Here is a 15,264-nt window from a genome sequence, read left to right as displayed (position 1 = left end):
AATGGAAAATTGTAGAAAGAATTCTTCCATTCCCCTGTAATCGCCCTAGATTCAAGCAAATTCTGTGCAATGGGTATTTCCGACGACATGGCCTATCAAGCCCGGGACGACGCTCCGTTCCATTGTTCCCGCCGGTCTCTGCGGCGGCCCCTCGTCCGGATGTCTCGTTCGATGTCGGTGCCCGCGCAGCATCGCCCCCATCAGATTCAGGAGGTTCTCCAGGAGGCTCGTCACATCGCGTTTTCATGCCTCATCTTAACTGAAGGAAGCTTATGAGCCGTCTTATCGTCGTTTCCAATCGCGTTCCCGTGCCGAGTAAAGATGGCGGTGCGGCTGCCGGCGGCCTCGCCGTCGCACTGCAGGCGGCCCTGCAGGCGCGCGGCGGCATCTGGATGGGGTGGTCGGGAGAATCGAGCGGCGACAGGGAACCCGGCGCGCTGTCGCAACAGCAGAAGGGCAACATCACCTATGCCCTGACCGACCTCACCGACACCGACGTCGAGGAATATTATCGCGGCTTTGCCAACCGCGTACTCTGGCCGATCTGCCACTACCGCCTGGATCTCGCCGAATATGGCCGGAAGGAAATGGCCGGTTATTTCCGCGTCAACCGCTTCTTCGCGCACCGGCTGGCGCCGTTGATCGAGCAGGACGACATTATCTGGGTTCATGATTACCACCTCATTCCGCTCGCCGCCGAACTGCGCCAGATGGGGCTGAAGAACCGGATCGGCTTCTTTTTGCACATTCCCTGGCCGCCGGCCGACATACTCGTCACCATGCCGGTCCACGAGGAGATCATGCGTGGGCTCTCGCATTACGATCTCGTCGGCTTCCAGACGGACTATGATCTCCAGAATTTCGCCGGTTATCTGAGAAGAGAGGGCATTGGCGACGACCTCGGCAACGGATTGTTCGATTCGCACGGGCGGATATTCAAGGCCGGCGCCTATCCGATCGGCATCGAGACCGCGGCCTTCGCCGAATTCGCCGAGAGAGCCGCTGACAATGTCATGGTGCAGAAGACCCGGCGCAGCATCGAAGGCCGGGATATGATCATCGGGGTCGACCGCCTCGATTATTCGAAGGGCATCATTCAGCGGCTGGAAGCCTTCGAACGCTTCCTCACCAGCAATCCTGCCTACCAGAACAAGGTCACTTATCTGCAGGTCACGCCGAAATCGCGATCGGAAGTGCCCGAATACGAACATATGCAGAAAATGGTCGCCGAACAGGCCGGCCGCGTCAACGGCGCCATCGGAACCGTCGACTGGGTGCCGATCCGCTATGTCAACCGATCGATCAGCCGCAACGTGCTCGCCGGCCTCTATCGCCTGGCGACGATCGGGCTCGTCACACCCTTGCGCGACGGCATGAACCTCGTCGCCAAGGAATATGTCGCCGCCCAGGATCCGGATCGCCCTGGTGTCCTGGTGCTGTCACGCTTCGCCGGCGCCGCACGCGAGCTGAAGGGGGCGCTGCTGGTCAATCCTTATGATGTCGAAGGCACCGCCAATGCGATTGCTCGAGGGCTCGCCATGTCGCTTGAGGAGCGTCGCGACCGCTGGAGCATGATGATGGAACATCTGCTCTCGCACGACGTGTCGCTGTGGTGCAAAGATTTCCTGCGCGACTTGGTGGCTGCTCCGAGCTCCGACCGGAGCGGGGCTCAGGGATAGTCTCTTCAGCGCGCGCGAAGAATGAAATCTCTGGCAAATCAGTGCCGGTTGGCACGGGAACCGGGCGCAGGCGTTGCGGCATATCCCCTTCTCCCCCGCGGGGAGAAGATGCCGGCAGGCGGATGAGGGGCCGACGCTGGCTTAAGCCTTAAAGCCCGATCTCATGCGCCCAGGGCGGATTGGCGCCGGCGCGGGAGACGGTGACGGCGGCGGCTTTGGCGCCGAGTGTCAGGGCGTTGCGCACCGCCTGTTCGTCGAGCGAGGCGACCTGCGCCTTGGTCAGCAGGCCATCCCGCTTCAGCGAGGCCAGCACGCCGGCATCGAAGGTGTCGCCGGCGCCGACCGTGTCGACGACTGCGACGCGCTCGCTCGGCACCGTCACCTTGCGCTCCCTGGTATAGCCGGAAGCGCCTTCGGCACCCTTGGTGATCACGACAAGCTTGGCGCCGTGGGCAAGCCAGTGGGCGGCGAGTGCGTCGTGGTCGCCTTCAAGGCCGAACCAGTCGAGGTCTTCGTCGGAGAATTTGACGATGTCGGCTTTGGCCGCCATGCGCTTGATGCGGGCCATATGCGCCGGCTTGTCCTTGATGAAGCCGGGGCGGATGTTGGGATCGAGCGAGATGACGCGCTTTTCGGCTTCGCGGTCGAGCAGCGCTTCGTAGGTTTCGCCGCAGGGGCTCGGGATCAGGCTGATCGCGCCGAAATGCAGTGCTTCGCAATCATCGCCGAGGGTAGGCAGGTCGGCCTCGGTGATCATCCGGCCGGCCGTGCCCTCGTCGTAAAAGGCATAGGTCGCCTGGCCGTTGACGAGCTTGACGAAGGCGATCGTCGACGGGCGCTGCGTGATGGCGCAGGGGCTGTAGTCGACATTGGCGGCCTTCAGCGTCGCCAGCAGGATTTCGCCCATCATGTCGTCGGCAATGCCGGTGAAGAAGGCGGTCGGGATGCCGAGGCGGCCGAGCGCGATCGCGGTGTTGAAGATCGCGCCGCCGGCATAGGGCGCAAAACCCTTTTCACCCAGGGTCGTGTCCCTCGGCAGCATGTCGATCAAGGCTTCGCCGCAGCACAAAATCATCGAATTCCTCCCACAGGGCCTACATTCTTCAATCGATTTAAGCGAGCTTTTGTCAAAAGGCTAGAGCGAAAGCTCACTGACGCCACCATTCCTTCCCGACCAGGCGAGCGGCGCATCGAGGAAGGCCTCGACTTCTTCGAGCGTCTTGTCGTCGAACAGCTTCTGCGCCCTGGCGACGGCCAGAACATTGCGCCAGGTGGCGATATGATGCAGCCGGACCTTGCCGTCGGTAAACCGCTGTTGGCCGAAGATGTCATAGAAGAACAGCGCGATGCCGTGATCGACGATGCCGCCCGCGGCGCGGACCGCATCGATGAACTTGAACATGCTGCCGCCGGCCGTCGTCAGGTCCTCAATGACGAGCACACGCGAGCCTTCCGGCATATTGCCTTCGATCTGGGCATTGCGGCCATGGCCTTTCGGCTGCTTGCGGACATAGATCATCGGCAGGCCGAGGCGGTCGGCGAGCAGGGCGGCGAAAGGAATGCCGGCGGTCTCGCCGCCGGCGATGCAGTCGAACTGCTCGAAACCGGCGTCACGCATCAGGGTGCTGGCGGCGAAATCCATGACGGTCGAGCGGATGCGCGGATAGGAGAGCAGCTTGCGGCAATCGATATAGACCGGGCTCGCCATGCCGGAGGAGAGCTTGTAAGGCTGAGCGGCGTTGAAATGCACCGCCTTGATCTCCCAGAGCATCTTGGCCACCAGTTCGGCCATTACGGCGCGGTCGGGAAATGTCGTCTGGATCATGCGGCTCTCCTTCAGCTTTGCGTCTCCGGCAATAGCAGCAAGAGCCCCGAGTTTCCAGACGCAACACGGCTCTATCAGCGCAGCAGCCGGCTGAAATCGACGAGCTGCATCGTCTTGAACAGGGCGATCGCCCGGGCGCCCTCCTCCGCATCCAGCGATACGGCGTAGCGGACGGCCGCGGCCAGCAACTGCATCGTCAGCCGGGCAATCGCCAGAAGCTCGCCGTGGTCGCGATCGGGCCACAGGCGGACGAGCACGGCGAGAAACGCCTGGGCGTGGAATTCCATGTCCTCGGCATCGATCTGCTGCAGCAGCTTGTCGGTATGGGTCGCATGCCAGAGATCGCGCATGACGGGCTCACGGCGGAAAAAGGCATAATATTCGTCGACGATATTGGCGAGCGCGCCTTGCAGGGCAGCGGCGTCGGCGACCTTTGCCAATTCCGCCGCGACACAGCGCCTGCCCTCTTCGTTGAAGCGTTCGGCCAAGGTCCGGATGATCGCGCTCTTATCGGGGAAATACTGGTAGAGCGCCCCGAAAGAGATGCCGGCCGTCTCGACGATCTCGCTCATCTTCAGGCCGTCGCTGCCCTTGCTTTCGATCAGCTCGGCGGCGGCGGCAAGGATCTTTTCGAAGCGTTCGCGGCCGCGCTGCTGGCTGGGGATCCGGCGCGGTTGGCCCGTATGCTGCTGACGCCTGCGCGGCGCGACGGCCTGTTCCGACAATGCTCTCTCCTTCACGGTTGACAATCAAAATAAGAGAGTTTATCTCATTTCGCAAATGAGAGAGTTTCTCTTATTTTCTCGGAAGGAGTTTCGACATGCAGATCGTCCTTATCCTTTCCCTCGTCGCCGCGGCGCTCGGCAGCGGCCTTGTCGCCGGTATCTTCTTTGCCTTCTCGACCTTCATCATGACCGCCTTTTCGCGCATCCCGGCGGAACAGGGCATTGCGGCGATGAACTCGATCAACGTGACGATCGTCCGCTCGCCCTTCATGGCACTGTTCGTACCGACGGCGATCCTCTGTCTCGTCATAACAGTGCTGGCGGTGATCAACTGGCGCGGCGGGGCGTCGGCGCTGATGCTGGCGGGAGCCGCACTCTATGTCGTCGCCTCCTTCCTTTCGACCATCATCTTCAACGTGCCGATGAACGATGCGCTGGAAAAGGTGAGCGGCAACGGGCCGGAAGCGGTTGCGCTGTGGAGCACCTATCTCAAGGACTGGACCTGGTGGAACCATGTGAGGACGGTGGCCTCGCTGCTGGCTTCGGTCGCTTTCGTCAGGGCGTTGATGATCGTTTGAGACATGCAAGGAGCAGCGTTGCGGCGCGTCCTTCGAGGCTCCACCCTACGGCTTCCGCGCCTCAGGAAGAGGGACGTCGGAGGGTGCCGCGGCTTGTTTTGCGAAGGACGAGGCGGGTATTCCGGCGTCCGAATGGGTCTCCCCTGCCCATCCCACCCTCCGTCATGCTCGGCCTTGAGCCGAGCATCCACACCGCATTCAACAGCAGCAGCCGTCGCATGGATCCCAGGCTCAAGGCCTGGGATGACGGAGAGTTTGGTCGGCGTTCTCGCCAAACTCGCCGCCAGCTAACGCCGAACTTTCAAACGTGCGGCGTCGCGGGGCGGCTGACTGCATCCGGCCGAAGGCGCAGTTATGAGGGGATGCGTCCGGAATCAAGACGCGGTGCGCGATACCTCGGCCGGAACCGCTCTGAGGTGGGCGGCCAGCTCGACGCGGTTGCGGCCGCCGCGCTTGGCGGCGTAGAGCGCCTTGTCGGCGGCACTCAGCATGGTGTCGAAATCCGGCATCTGCGAGCGGCCGGGGGCGACGCCGACGCTGACCGTGCATCTCAGCATCTGGCCGTCGATGTCGATCTCGCGCGCCTCGAAGGCCCGGCGGATGCGTTCGGCGACCAGTTCGGCCCGGCCGGGCATGATCTCTTTCAGCACCAGCGCGAACTCCTCGCCGCCGAGCCGGGCGGCGGTGTCGCCGGCGCTGCAATGGGCCTGCAGTTCCTCGGCGAAGACGGTGATCACGCGGTCGCCGGCGGCATGACCATAACGGTCGTTGACGGATTTGAAATGGTCGATGTCGAAGACGATGACGGCGGTGGTCGTTCCCATGGGACGCGTGCCATATTGGTCGAAGACGGCACGGCGGTTGAGCAGGCCGGTCAGCGGATCGGTGATCGCCTCCAGGCGATGGCGGGCGGCAAGACGCCACTGATGCAGCGCCAGCGACAGCGCACCGATTCCGGTCATGCCGGCGATGCAGACGGCAAGGCTCAGATCCTCGGCCCAATTACTGGGCGCTGCGCCGAGCACCAGCTTGCCGTCGGCAATCAGCACGCCGGCGCAGAGCACGAAGGAGATTGCCGTGGCGGTATAGAGCGCGGCAATGCCGAGGATCGGCGCCGGGACTTCGGCGCGAGCGAGCCAATATTGCCGGGCGGTGGCAAAGAGCAGCAGGGCGATGGCAAGATTGTCTGCGATGAAGGCCAGGCCGTCGTAACCCGCCAGCATCGGCGCAACGGAAGAGATCATCGCGGCCAGCGCGCGGATGGCAATGGCCGGGATCGACAGACAACCGGTGAGGAACTGCTTGCCGGCGCCCCAGATGGTGGAAAAACCGGCATGGAACAGTACGAAACTGCCAATGGCGAAGGCTGGTTCCGGCCGGTTGACATAGGCGCTGTAGACGAAGATTCCGCTGACGACGAGGACGAGGCCGATCGTAGCGGTCAGCAGGACGGTTTCGGCCCGGCGCACCAGCCAGCTGCCCATCAGGGTCACGGCAAGGCATGCGGCGGAGACACCGAGCGCCAGCAGCAGGGAGTTATAGTCAAGCGTCATGCTCTTCAGTCTCCGCAGCTGCGCCGGAATATCGGCAACTCATGGGTCCGCGACGAGGACTGTCTTACGCATCCGTTAACAAATGATGCACCGCACAATGCAAATGTTACGCGTTTAACGTCGCGCTGAAATTTTAGATGAATTTTCGATTTAAAATTGAAATCCTGACGATTACGCCCGCGGCACCACTTGCCAGCGCAGGGGAAACATCGGATCGAAGACGGTAACTGGTCCGGCGCCGGTTTCAATCTTAGCGGGAAAGACGACGGGCTCGGCCTGCTTTGCCAGGGTGATGCGTTCCTCGTTCGGCTGAAACCCATACCAGGCCGGCCCGTTCAGCGAGGCGAAGGCTTCGAGCTTGTCGAGAGCACCCTCCTCCTCGAAGACATGAGCAAGGCAGCTCATCGTGTTGATCGAGGTATAGATGCCGGCGCAGCCGCAGGCGCATTCCTTCAAGGGATCGACATGCGGGGCGGAATCGGTGCCGAGGAAGAAGCGGGGGTCACCGCTCACGGCGGCGGCGCGCAGCGCCAGTCGGTGGTTCTCGCGCTTGGCGACCGGCAGGCAGTAATAATGCGGCCGGATGCCGCCGACGAGGATGGCGTTGCGGTTGATGATCAGATGGTGGGTGGTGATCGAGCCGGCGAGATTGCCCTTGGCGGCCTTGATGTAATCGATGCCGTCTGCTGTCGTCACATGCTCCATCGTCACCTTCAGCTCCGGCAGGCGCCGGCGCAGCGGGTCGAGCACGGTGTCGATGAAGACGGCCTCGCGGTCGAAAATATCGACATCAGGCGTCGTCACTTCGCCGTGGACGCAGAGCGGCAGGCCGATCTTCGCCATGCGCTCCAGTACCGGCATCGCCTTTTCCATGTCGCGCACGCCGCCATGCGAATTGGTGGTGGCGCCGGCCGGATAGAGCTTGACGGCGGTGATAAGGCCGCTTTCCGCACCCGCCTCGACATCGTCGGGGCTGGTGTGCTCGGTGAGATACAGCGTCATCAGCGGCTGGAAACGATGGCCGTCCGGCAGGGCCTTGAGGATGCGCTCGCGATAGGCCGCCGCATCTGATGTGGTGACAACAGGCGGCACCAGATTGGGCATGATGATGGCGCGGGCGAAGGTGCGGCTCGTATCGGCGATCACGCCTTCCAGCATGGCGCCGTCGCGCAGATGCAGGTGCCAGTCGTCAGGGCGGCGGATGGTGATCGATTGCATGGCAGACCTCCGAAGCGATGCGTCTGCGGCCTCGATAGCACTAAAGCGGGCCGCATTGAAATCGATTCATGCGCCGCGCTTTCGCTCTTTGTTTTGATGCATGTCGTTCTCCCGGAACCGCGGTACACTTCCTGATGACATGCATTACGCCAGCGCCATCTCCAGCGTCACATCGGCCGGGCGGCGGTTTTCGAGGATCAGCCTGCCGTTCGGCAGGTCGTTGCCGTAGACCTTGGCGCTGGCCGCTTCTTCGCTGAGATTATAGCCGCGCCAGCGGTCCCAAAGGCGTTCCTCGAGCACCTCGATCGGCGGCGCCAGCATGATGGTGAAATCGAAGATGCCGTCGAGTTCGGCCCATTTTCCCTGTGTGAACAGCAGATAATTGCCTTCGACGATGATGAACCGGTCCTTGGGATCGATCGGACGGGCCGAGGCGATGGCGAGTTCACGCGCGCGATCGAAGACCGGCACCAGAACCTCCTGGTCAGCCGGCCTGACGGCGCGGACGATATCGAGGAAGCCACGGACGTCGAAAGTTTCGGGAATGCCCTTGCGGGCCAGAAGACCGCGTTCGATCAGGATGGCATTGTCCATGTGAAAGCCGTCCATCGGCAGGACCGCGGCACTTTCGCCCTTGGCTTTCAGCGCCGCCGCCAGATTGTCGGCCATGGTCGATTTTCCCGAACCCGGCGGCCCGGCAATGCCGATCAGGAAACGTCTGGCATCGCCGGCGCGGCCAAGAACCTCGCCGGCGATTTCGTCGATGCGTGCACTCATGCCGCAACGGGCTCCGTCGGCACCGCCTTGGCGCCGGTCATGAAGGCGACGGCGTCCGACATGGTGTATTCCTTCGGATTGATCACCGTCAGGCGCCGGCCGAGGCGGTGGATATGGATCCGGTCGGCCACTTCGAAGACATGCGGCATGTTGTGCGAGATCAGCACGATCGGCAGGCCGCGGGCGCGCACATCGAGGATCAGCTCCAGCACCTTGCGGCTCTCTTTGACGCCGAGAGCCGCGGTCGGCTCATCCATGATGATGACCTTCGAGCCGAAGGCGGCGGCGCGGGCGACGGCGACACCCTGGCGCTGACCGCCGGAGAGTGTCTCCACCGCCTGATTGATGTTCTGGATGGTCATCAGGCCGAGTTCGGAGAGCTTGTTGCGGGCCAGCTTTTCCATCGCCGGCCGGTCGAGCATGCGGAACATCGAGCCGAGCGGGCCTTTCTTGCGGATCTCGCGGCCGAGGAACATGTTGTCGGCGATGGAGAGCGCCGGCGACAGGGCGAGGTTCTGATAGACGGTCTCGATGCCGGCCTCACGCGCTTCCATCGGCGAGCGGAAATGCACCTGCCGGCCTTCGAGCGTGATCACTCCCTCGTCGGGCGTGACGGCGCCTGAAATCGCCTTGATCAGCGAGGACTTGCCGGCGCCGTTATCGCCGATGACGGCAAGGATTTCACCCGGGTAGAGGTCGAAATCGGCATTGTCGAGGGCGGTCACGCGTCCATAGCGCTTGACGAGACCGCGGGCAGTGAGAATGGGTTCGTGAGCCATGATTACACCGAAACCTTTCTGATCCACTGATCGATGGCGACGGCGGCGATGATCAGCACGCCCGTCAAAAGAACTTTCCATTGCGGGTCGGCGCCGAGCATGTTGAGGCCCATCGACACGACGCCGACGATCATGGCGCCGAACAGCGTGCCGAGAATGGAGCCGCGGCCGCCGAAGAGCGAGATGCCGCCGATCACGGTCGCGGTGATCGCCTGGAGGTTATAATCGGTGACGGCCGAGGACGGCGAGATCGAGCCATTGCGGCCGATCGAGACCCAGGCGGCGAAGGCGGCGATGACGCCGGACATTGTATAGACGGTGAGCAACACCCGCTTCGTCTGGATGCCGGACAGCTTGGCCGCTTCCGGATCGTCGCCGACTGCATAGACATGCCGGCCCCAGGCGGTGTGATTGAGCTCATACCAGAGCAGCAGGACGAGCAGCACCATGGCGATCACGCCGAGGGTGAGCACAGCGGTGCCGAGCCTGAAGCTTGCGGCGAAAAGATGCAGCAGCGGCGCCTGTGCGTCGACATCGGCGTCGCGGATCGTCTCATTGGCTGAATAGATGAAATTCGTCGCCATGACGATGTTCCAGGTGCCGAGCGTGACGATGAACGGCGGCAGCTTCATGAAGGCGACGAGGAAGCCGTTCAGCAAGCCGCAGAGACCGCCGACCAGCAGGCCTCCGATGACCGCAATCGGCGTCGGTATGCCGTAGGTGATGGCGACGTTGCCCATGATGACGGCCGAGATCACCATGATGACGCCGATCGAAAGATCGATGCCGGCCGTCAGGATGACCAGCGTCTGGGCGGCGCCGAGAATGCCGACAATGGCGATCTGCTGCAGGATCAGTGTCAGGGTGTAGGACGAGAAAAACCGTCCGCCGAGCGCTATCCCGAAGATGATGATCGCCAGCACCAGCACGATGAGCGGCACGGCGGCCGGCGTCGAGTGCAGAAAATGCTGCGCACGCTTGATCAGCGGGACGCCCTGGTGCTCGAAGGAGGCGACGTTCTTGTCGCTGCCGTCGAGGACGCGTTCGAATTCCTGTGCTCCGGTCATGGTTCCTCCTCCGCATCCGCGCGCCGAACCCGCGCGGAGGCCGCCACCCATTGTCATCCGTTCGTTGCTTAGCCGGTGGGGTGACGGCACATCGTCCGTCCAAAACGGCCGGGGATCAAGCCCCGGCCGCTTGCTCTTTCAATAGATCGGGCTCAGCCCCAGCACTTGTCGGTGCCTTCCTTGGTGTCGATCGACTTGACGCCGGAGACCGGCTTGTCGGTGACGAGCGAAACGCCGGTGTCGAAGAAGGACTTGCCTTCGGTCGGTTTCGGCTTCTCACCGCTATCGGCGAACTTCTTGATCGCCTCGATGCCGAGCGACGCCATCAGCAGCGGATATTGCTGCGAGGTGGCGCCGATGACGCCTTCCTTGACCGACTTGACACCCGGGCAGCCGCCGTCAACCGAGACGATCAGCACGTTCTTTTCCATGCCGACGGCCTTCAGCGCCTGATAGGCACCGACAGCGGCCGGCTCGTTGATCGTGTGGATGACGTTGATGCTCGGATCCTTCTGCAGAAGGTTTTCCATGGCCTTGCGGCCGCCTTCCTCGTTGCCGTTGGTCACGTCATGGCCGACGATGCGCTTGTCGTCTTCGTCGCCGATCTTGTCCGGGTTCTTCGGGTCGATGCCGAAGCCCATCATGAAGCCCTGGTCGCGCAGGACGTCGACCGTCGGCTGCGACGGCGTCAGGTCGAGGAAGCCGACCTTGGCGTCCTTGGCCTTGTCGCCGAGCGTTTCCTTGGCCCACTGGCCGATCAGCTTGCCGGCGAGCAGGTTGTCGGTGGCGAAGGTGGCGTCGGCGGCATCGGCCGGCTCGAGCGGCGTGTCGAGCGCGATGACCAGTACGCCGGCATCACGCGCCTTCTTGACCGAAGAGACGATGCCCTTGGTGTCCGAGGCGGTCAGCAGAATGCCCTTGGCGCCGTCGGCGATGCAGCTTTCGATTGCCGCAACCTGGCTTTCGCTGTCACCGTCGACCTTGCCGGCGTAGGACTTCAGCGAAACGCCGAGTTCCTTGGCCTTGGCCGTCGCGCCTTCCTTCATCTTGACGAAGAAGGGATTGGTGTCGGTCTTGGTGATCAGGCAGGCGGAAACGTCGGCAGCCATAACAGGTGCGGAAAAAGCGACGCCGAGCGCGAGCGCGCCGAAAGCGAGAACTGATTTCTTCATGAACTCCTCCCAGAGTTTGCCGGCGCCGCCTCTCGCGGGCCGGAATTTTCGAGATGTGACACTTCGCTTCGGTCGCTCATCGCTTCCGAAGCCGCCCGTGCCCTTGACGCTGGCAATTAAGAGCGAAAGAAATCGGCTTGTCAATAAATAAATCCAATTGAATTATTAATTCGATGTGGCATGCTCAATCGCATTAGGATGTACGGTACCGCGCCTTTTCAAACGCAGAGAATGGCCGCCTTACCGCTTTCAGCTGCTGCACAATCCCCTTGGATCGCTTCCGATCCGGGGAACCGTGCAAGAGGCCAACGCTCGGGAGGAGCGGCCATGTCGTCTTTGGATGGGCCGGAACACACACCGGTCCCGCCGCCCATTCTCAATCCGGCCGGGGGTGCGAACCAGGTCAGGGTGCGCGCCTATAACGAACGGCTCGTGCTGTCGCTGGTGCGCCTCTACGGCGCCCTGTCGAAGGCCGATATCGCGCGCCGCAGCGGCCTGTCGGCGCAGACCGTCTCGGTCATCATGCGGGTCCTGGAAAAGGAAGGGCTGCTGTCGCGCGGGGCGCCGGTGCGCGGCCGGGTCGGCCAGCCGTCGATCCCGATGCATCTCAATCCCGACGCCGTCTATTCCTTCGGGCTCAAGATAGGCCGTCGCAGCGCCGATCTGGTGCTGATGGATTTCGTCGGCCGCATCCGCATGCAGCTGCACCAGACCTATGCCTATCCGCTGCCGGACGAAATTCTCGCCTTCGTCACCTCGGGCATCGAGGAGATCGAGAGCAGGCTCGACGACAAGCAGCGCAGCCGTATTGCCGGCCTCGGCATCGCAGCTCCGTTCGAGCTCTGGAATTGGGCCGAGGAAGTCGGCGCGCCGCCGGGCGCCATGGAGGTCTGGCGGGATGTCGACCTGCAGGCCGATATCGCCGCCCGTGTCTCCCATCCGGTTTTCCTGCAGAACGATGCGACCAGCGCCTGCGGCGCCGAGCTCGTCTTCGGCGTCGGCCCCTCCTATCCCGACTTCGTCTATTTCTTCATCGGCTCCTTCATCGGCGGCGGCATCGTGCTCAATTCGGCGATTTTTTCCGGCCGCACCGGCACGGCGGGTGCCATCGGGCCGCTGCCCGTGCGTGACCGGAACGGCGAGACCAAGCAGCTGCTCGAAATCGCCTCGATCTTCGTGTTGGAAAACATGCTGCGCGAACGCGGCATCGATCCCGAGCCGCTCTGGTATTCTGCCGACGACTGGGTGGATTTCGGCGAGCCGATGGAAATCTGGATCCAGGACACCGCCAAGGCGCTGGCGCAGGCGATCGTCGCGGCCGCCTCGATCGTCGATTTCAGCGCCGCCGTCATCGACGGCGGCTTTCCCGATTGGGTGCGCAGCCGCGTCGTCCAGGCGACGATCGACGAAGCTGCCAAGCTCGACCTGCAGGGCGTCGTCATGCCCGAAATCATCGAGGGCGCGGTCGGCGCTCAGGCGCGCGCCATCGGCGGCGCCAGCCTGCCGATCTTTTCGCGTTACCTCACAGACCAGAACGTACTCTTCAAGGAGATAGACCATGCTGAAGGGACTTGATCCGCTTCTGAGCCCGGAATTGCTGTTCACGCTGCGGGCCATGGGCCACGGCGACGAGATCGCCATTGTCGACGGCAATTATCCCGGCGTCGAACATGCCCGCCGGCTGATCCGGCTCGACGGCCATCGCCTCATTCCGGTGCTCAACGCCGTGCTCAGCGTGATGCCGATCGACGATTTCGTGCCCGAGGCGATCTTCCGCTCGACCGTCAAGGCTGAGCGCGACAAGCTCGATCCGGTGCATGAGGAGATGATCGACTGCTGCGCGGTGCACGAGCCGCACCGGCAGGTGGTGCCGCTCGTCGGCCAGGATTTTTACGGCCGGGTAAAGGCCGCTCATGCGGTGATCCAGACCAGCGAGCCGCGGCTTTATGCCAACATCATCCTGCGCAAGGGCGTGATCTATCCGAAAGAGCCGGGCACCCAGGCGGCCGACGTCGATCCTTTCGTTTACTAGCCAAGGGTCTGGTCCCGCCGTTCAAGCCACGATTTCGCTGCGCGTCTGCCTAGACGCGCGGCGCTCACAATCCGTGCTGAGCCACGCCGAAGATGCGCAGCTGCCGATCCGGCCAGCCGCGGCTGTCCGCATTCCCACGCCCTATTTGCTGCGCGAGTATCGATGATCCCGTCGAGGAAGCCAGCATGTGATGGGGCTCCTTATCATGGGGTACGTCCGCACAGGTAATGCCTGCCTCCGAAGCGGCACCGACCGGTGTGGGCTGATGAGGACGCAATCCGATGCGCCGGCAGCAGCCACAGATGGGGAACATTCCTGCAATAGGTCGGTTAGTCGCCATCCAACCAGGAGGAACCCCAATGTATCACCACGTAAAAAAGCTCATGTATACCGTTCGGGTTGACGAACCTGATCCAAAATTCGGCAATATGCTGCTTGAGCAGTTCGGCGGCGCAAACGGTGAACTCGCGGCGGCCATGCAATACTCCATTCAAGGCTTGAACTGCGAGGATCCCGGTCGGAAGGACCTCCTGATGGACATCGGGACCGAAGAACTCAGCCACCTCGAGATCGTCGGTACTCTTGCGAGAATGCACCTCAAGCCGCTGAAGTCAGTCAGAGAGGAGGCGGAAGCCGATCCGCTGATCGCCATTGCAGGCGGCGGTGGCGTGAACCTTTTCAATTCGATGGGAAACCCCTGGACGGCCGATTATCTCAAAATAACAGGCGAGCTGGATGTGGATCTGCGAAGCAATATAGCCGCGGAAGCGCGCGCCAAGATCGTCTACGAACGCCTGATCGACTTCTGCCGCGATCCGGGAACCAAGGATGCGCTGCAGTTCCTGATGACGAGAGAGATCACTCATATGCGTGCTTTCGCGCTGGCCCTCGAAAGCATGGGCAAGCCGCCGCTGAGCGTCGGCAGGATTGCGCCGACAGCAGGACTGGTCGATCAGTTCTTCAACGATTCCACGGGTCAAGGGGATTTGGGTGAGGTTGACACCCGCGGTCCATGGAATGAAGGAGAACCCTGGGAATTCGTGGAGGCGCCGGCCTTCCAGGATCTCCCGGGCGCTGAAAACGCCGGAAGGGCAATCCGCGCTCAAAGCGCTCCCCCTGAAGGAGCAGAAGCGATTCAGGAGGTCCTTGTGGACGAGCTCCGTGACCTGCTGCATGCGGAGAAGCAGCTGTTGAAGGCGCTTCCAAAGATGCAGAAAGCCGCGCGGACGCAGCAGCTCCAGACCTTGCTGCGCAACCATCTTGCGGAGACGGAGGCGCAGGTCGAGCGTTTGAACGAATGTCTGCGCATCCTTGGCACCTCGGCTCGCGCCAAGCCATGCAAGGGCATGGCCGGCCTGGTTGAGGAAGGCGAGGAAGTGATGGCGGAAGGCAAGAAAAAGGAAGACGCTCCCGCTGATCTGGCTTTGATCGGAGCGGCGTTGCGGGTCGAACACTACGAGATTGCCGCCTACACCACCGCTCGCAATATGGCACTTCAACTAGGGCAGCCGGCGGTCGCGCAATTGCTAATGCTGTCGCTGGGTGAAGAGCAGAATGCCGGCCAGTTGCTGGATCAGGTTGCCCAACCCCTAATGTCGGAAGCGAGAATGCCAAGTAGCGTCCTTCTGACAGTTTAGCCCTGCGCGGCGAGGAACGCGTATTGGTCAGCGACGGCGAGGCAACCATCTGAAGCCGATGCCGAGAGGGCTTTTTCCTACACTCAAAGTTGCTGCAGATGTCACCGCGCGAAAAAACGCGCGGTGACATCTGCATGGAGTGCGTCAGCATCTCAAGGGGATACCTTGTTCACCGTCCATATTAATGATGTGCATCATTAATAAGTAAGCTATAATGACGGT

General features: G+C 62.4%; 14 protein-coding genes. 5 read left to right on the top strand and 9 right to left on the bottom strand.

The features are described from left to right. The first annotated feature begins 272 nt into the window (after positions 1-272). Positions 273-1,679 carry an alpha,alpha-trehalose-phosphate synthase (UDP-forming) gene (gene otsA / locus AMK00_RS02570; protein WP_064800518.1) on the top strand — a complete coding sequence of 469 codons (1,407 nt, stop codon included), beginning with the start codon at positions 273-275 and terminating at the stop codon, positions 1,677-1,679. Between the two features lie 148 nt (positions 1,680-1,827). Here otsA and AMK00_RS02565 read toward each other — a convergent pair whose 3' ends face one another. The 3 genes from AMK00_RS02565 to AMK00_RS02555 all read right to left on the bottom strand — a co-directional run bounded on the left by AMK00_RS02565 (position 1,828) and on the right by AMK00_RS02555 (position 4,229). Then, positions 1,828-2,754 (bottom strand): carbohydrate kinase family protein, encoded by a 927-nt coding sequence (locus tag AMK00_RS02565; protein ID WP_064809485.1) that lies wholly within the window; start codon positions 2,752-2,754, stop codon positions 1,828-1,830. A 60-nt stretch (positions 2,755-2,814) separates the two neighbouring features. Then, positions 2,815-3,504 carry an orotate phosphoribosyltransferase gene (locus AMK00_RS02560; protein ID WP_064809483.1) on the bottom strand — a complete coding sequence of 230 codons (690 nt, stop codon included), beginning with the start codon at positions 3,502-3,504 and terminating at the stop codon, positions 2,815-2,817. A 74-nt stretch (positions 3,505-3,578) separates the two neighbouring features. Next, the gene (locus AMK00_RS02555; RefSeq protein ID WP_064809481.1) at positions 3,579-4,229 is read right to left on the bottom strand and encodes a TetR/AcrR family transcriptional regulator; all 651 of its coding nucleotides are present in this window, start codon (positions 4,227-4,229) and stop codon (positions 3,579-3,581) included. Positions 4,230-4,324: 95 nt separating this feature from the next. On the opposite strand from AMK00_RS02555, the gene AMK00_RS02550 reads away from it, so the two are divergent. Continuing rightward, a complete protein-coding gene (locus AMK00_RS02550; RefSeq protein ID WP_064809479.1) occupies positions 4,325-4,807 on the top strand; it encodes an anthrone oxygenase family protein in 483 nt (160 codons plus the stop codon). A gap of 374 nt (positions 4,808-5,181) precedes the next feature. Here the strand turns inward: AMK00_RS02550 and AMK00_RS02545 are convergent, their stop codons facing one another. The 6 genes from AMK00_RS02545 to AMK00_RS02520 all read right to left on the bottom strand — a co-directional run bounded on the left by AMK00_RS02545 (position 5,182) and on the right by AMK00_RS02520 (position 11,373). Then, positions 5,182-6,360 (bottom strand): GGDEF domain-containing protein, encoded by a 1,179-nt coding sequence (locus AMK00_RS02545; RefSeq protein ID WP_064809477.1) that lies wholly within the window; start codon positions 6,358-6,360, stop codon positions 5,182-5,184. A gap of 171 nt (positions 6,361-6,531) precedes the next feature. Next, a complete protein-coding gene (gene pyrC / locus AMK00_RS02540; protein WP_064809476.1) occupies positions 6,532-7,578 on the bottom strand; it encodes a dihydroorotase in 1,047 nt (348 codons plus the stop codon). A gap of 144 nt (positions 7,579-7,722) precedes the next feature. After that, positions 7,723-8,355, bottom strand: coding sequence for a nucleoside triphosphate hydrolase (locus AMK00_RS02535; protein ID WP_064809471.1), 633 nt, complete (start codon positions 8,353-8,355; stop codon positions 7,723-7,725). Then, positions 8,352-9,134 carry an ATP-binding cassette domain-containing protein gene (locus AMK00_RS02530; protein WP_064809470.1) on the bottom strand — a complete coding sequence of 261 codons (783 nt, stop codon included), beginning with the start codon at positions 9,132-9,134 and terminating at the stop codon, positions 8,352-8,354. Before AMK00_RS02530 ends, AMK00_RS02535 begins: the two co-directional genes overlap by 4 nt. Positions 9,135-9,136: 2 nt before the next feature. Next, positions 9,137-10,201: an ABC transporter permease gene (locus AMK00_RS02525; protein ID WP_064809469.1), complete on the bottom strand. Its 1,065-nt coding sequence runs from the start codon at positions 10,199-10,201 to the stop codon at positions 9,137-9,139. Between the two features lie 152 nt (positions 10,202-10,353). Further along, positions 10,354-11,373: a sugar ABC transporter substrate-binding protein gene (locus AMK00_RS02520; protein ID WP_064800508.1), complete on the bottom strand. Its 1,020-nt coding sequence runs from the start codon at positions 11,371-11,373 to the stop codon at positions 10,354-10,356. A gap of 327 nt (positions 11,374-11,700) precedes the next feature. Here AMK00_RS02520 and AMK00_RS02515 point away from each other — a divergent pair, with 327 nt between their 5' ends. The 3 genes from AMK00_RS02515 to AMK00_RS02505 all read left to right on the top strand — a co-directional run bounded on the left by AMK00_RS02515 (position 11,701) and on the right by AMK00_RS02505 (position 15,042). Next, positions 11,701-12,948 carry an ROK family transcriptional regulator gene (locus AMK00_RS02515; protein ID WP_064809468.1) on the top strand — a complete coding sequence of 416 codons (1,248 nt, stop codon included), beginning with the start codon at positions 11,701-11,703 and terminating at the stop codon, positions 12,946-12,948. After that, positions 12,932-13,405 (top strand): RbsD/FucU family protein, encoded by a 474-nt coding sequence (locus tag AMK00_RS02510; RefSeq protein ID WP_064809467.1) that lies wholly within the window; start codon positions 12,932-12,934, stop codon positions 13,403-13,405. Before AMK00_RS02515 ends, AMK00_RS02510 begins: the two co-directional genes overlap by 17 nt. Before the next feature lie 359 nt (positions 13,406-13,764). After that, positions 13,765-15,042, top strand: coding sequence for a DUF892 family protein (locus AMK00_RS02505; RefSeq protein ID WP_064809466.1), 1,278 nt, complete (start codon positions 13,765-13,767; stop codon positions 15,040-15,042). The last annotated feature ends 222 nt before the right edge of the window (positions 15,043-15,264 follow it).

Origin of the sequence: Rhizobium sp. N621, assembly GCF_001664325.1 — a bacterium.
Taxonomy (GTDB): Bacteria; Pseudomonadota; Alphaproteobacteria; order Rhizobiales; family Rhizobiaceae; genus Rhizobium; species Rhizobium esperanzae.
This window is presented reverse-complemented; position numbering and strand designations above follow the sequence as displayed.

Coding starts and splice junctions, on each gene's coding strand:
- AMK00_RS02535 (WP_064809471.1), bottom strand. CDS start 8,355: ATGAGTGCACGCATCGACGAAATCGCCGGCGAGGTTCTTGGCCGCGCC.
- otsA (WP_064800518.1), top strand. CDS start 273: ATGAGCCGTCTTATCGTCGTTTCCAATCGCGTTCCCGTGCCGAGTAAA.
- AMK00_RS02520 (WP_064800508.1), bottom strand. CDS start 11,373: ATGAAGAAATCAGTTCTCGCTTTCGGCGCGCTCGCGCTCGGCGTCGCT.
- AMK00_RS02530 (WP_064809470.1), bottom strand. CDS start 9,134: ATGGCTCACGAACCCATTCTCACTGCCCGCGGTCTCGTCAAGCGCTAT.
- AMK00_RS02545 (WP_064809477.1), bottom strand. CDS start 6,360: ATGACGCTTGACTATAACTCCCTGCTGCTGGCGCTCGGTGTCTCCGCC.
- AMK00_RS02510 (WP_064809467.1), top strand. CDS start 12,932: ATGCTGAAGGGACTTGATCCGCTTCTGAGCCCGGAATTGCTGTTCACG.
- AMK00_RS02505 (WP_064809466.1), top strand. CDS start 13,765: ATGTATCACCACGTAAAAAAGCTCATGTATACCGTTCGGGTTGACGAA.
- pyrC (WP_064809476.1), bottom strand. CDS start 7,578: ATGCAATCGATCACCATCCGCCGCCCTGACGACTGGCACCTGCATCTG.
- AMK00_RS02515 (WP_064809468.1), top strand. CDS start 11,701: ATGTCGTCTTTGGATGGGCCGGAACACACACCGGTCCCGCCGCCCATT.
- AMK00_RS02565 (WP_064809485.1), bottom strand. CDS start 2,754: ATGATTTTGTGCTGCGGCGAAGCCTTGATCGACATGCTGCCGAGGGAC.
- AMK00_RS02525 (WP_064809469.1), bottom strand. CDS start 10,201: ATGACCGGAGCACAGGAATTCGAACGCGTCCTCGACGGCAGCGACAAG.
- AMK00_RS02550 (WP_064809479.1), top strand. CDS start 4,325: ATGCAGATCGTCCTTATCCTTTCCCTCGTCGCCGCGGCGCTCGGCAGC.
- AMK00_RS02560 (WP_064809483.1), bottom strand. CDS start 3,504: ATGATCCAGACGACATTTCCCGACCGCGCCGTAATGGCCGAACTGGTG.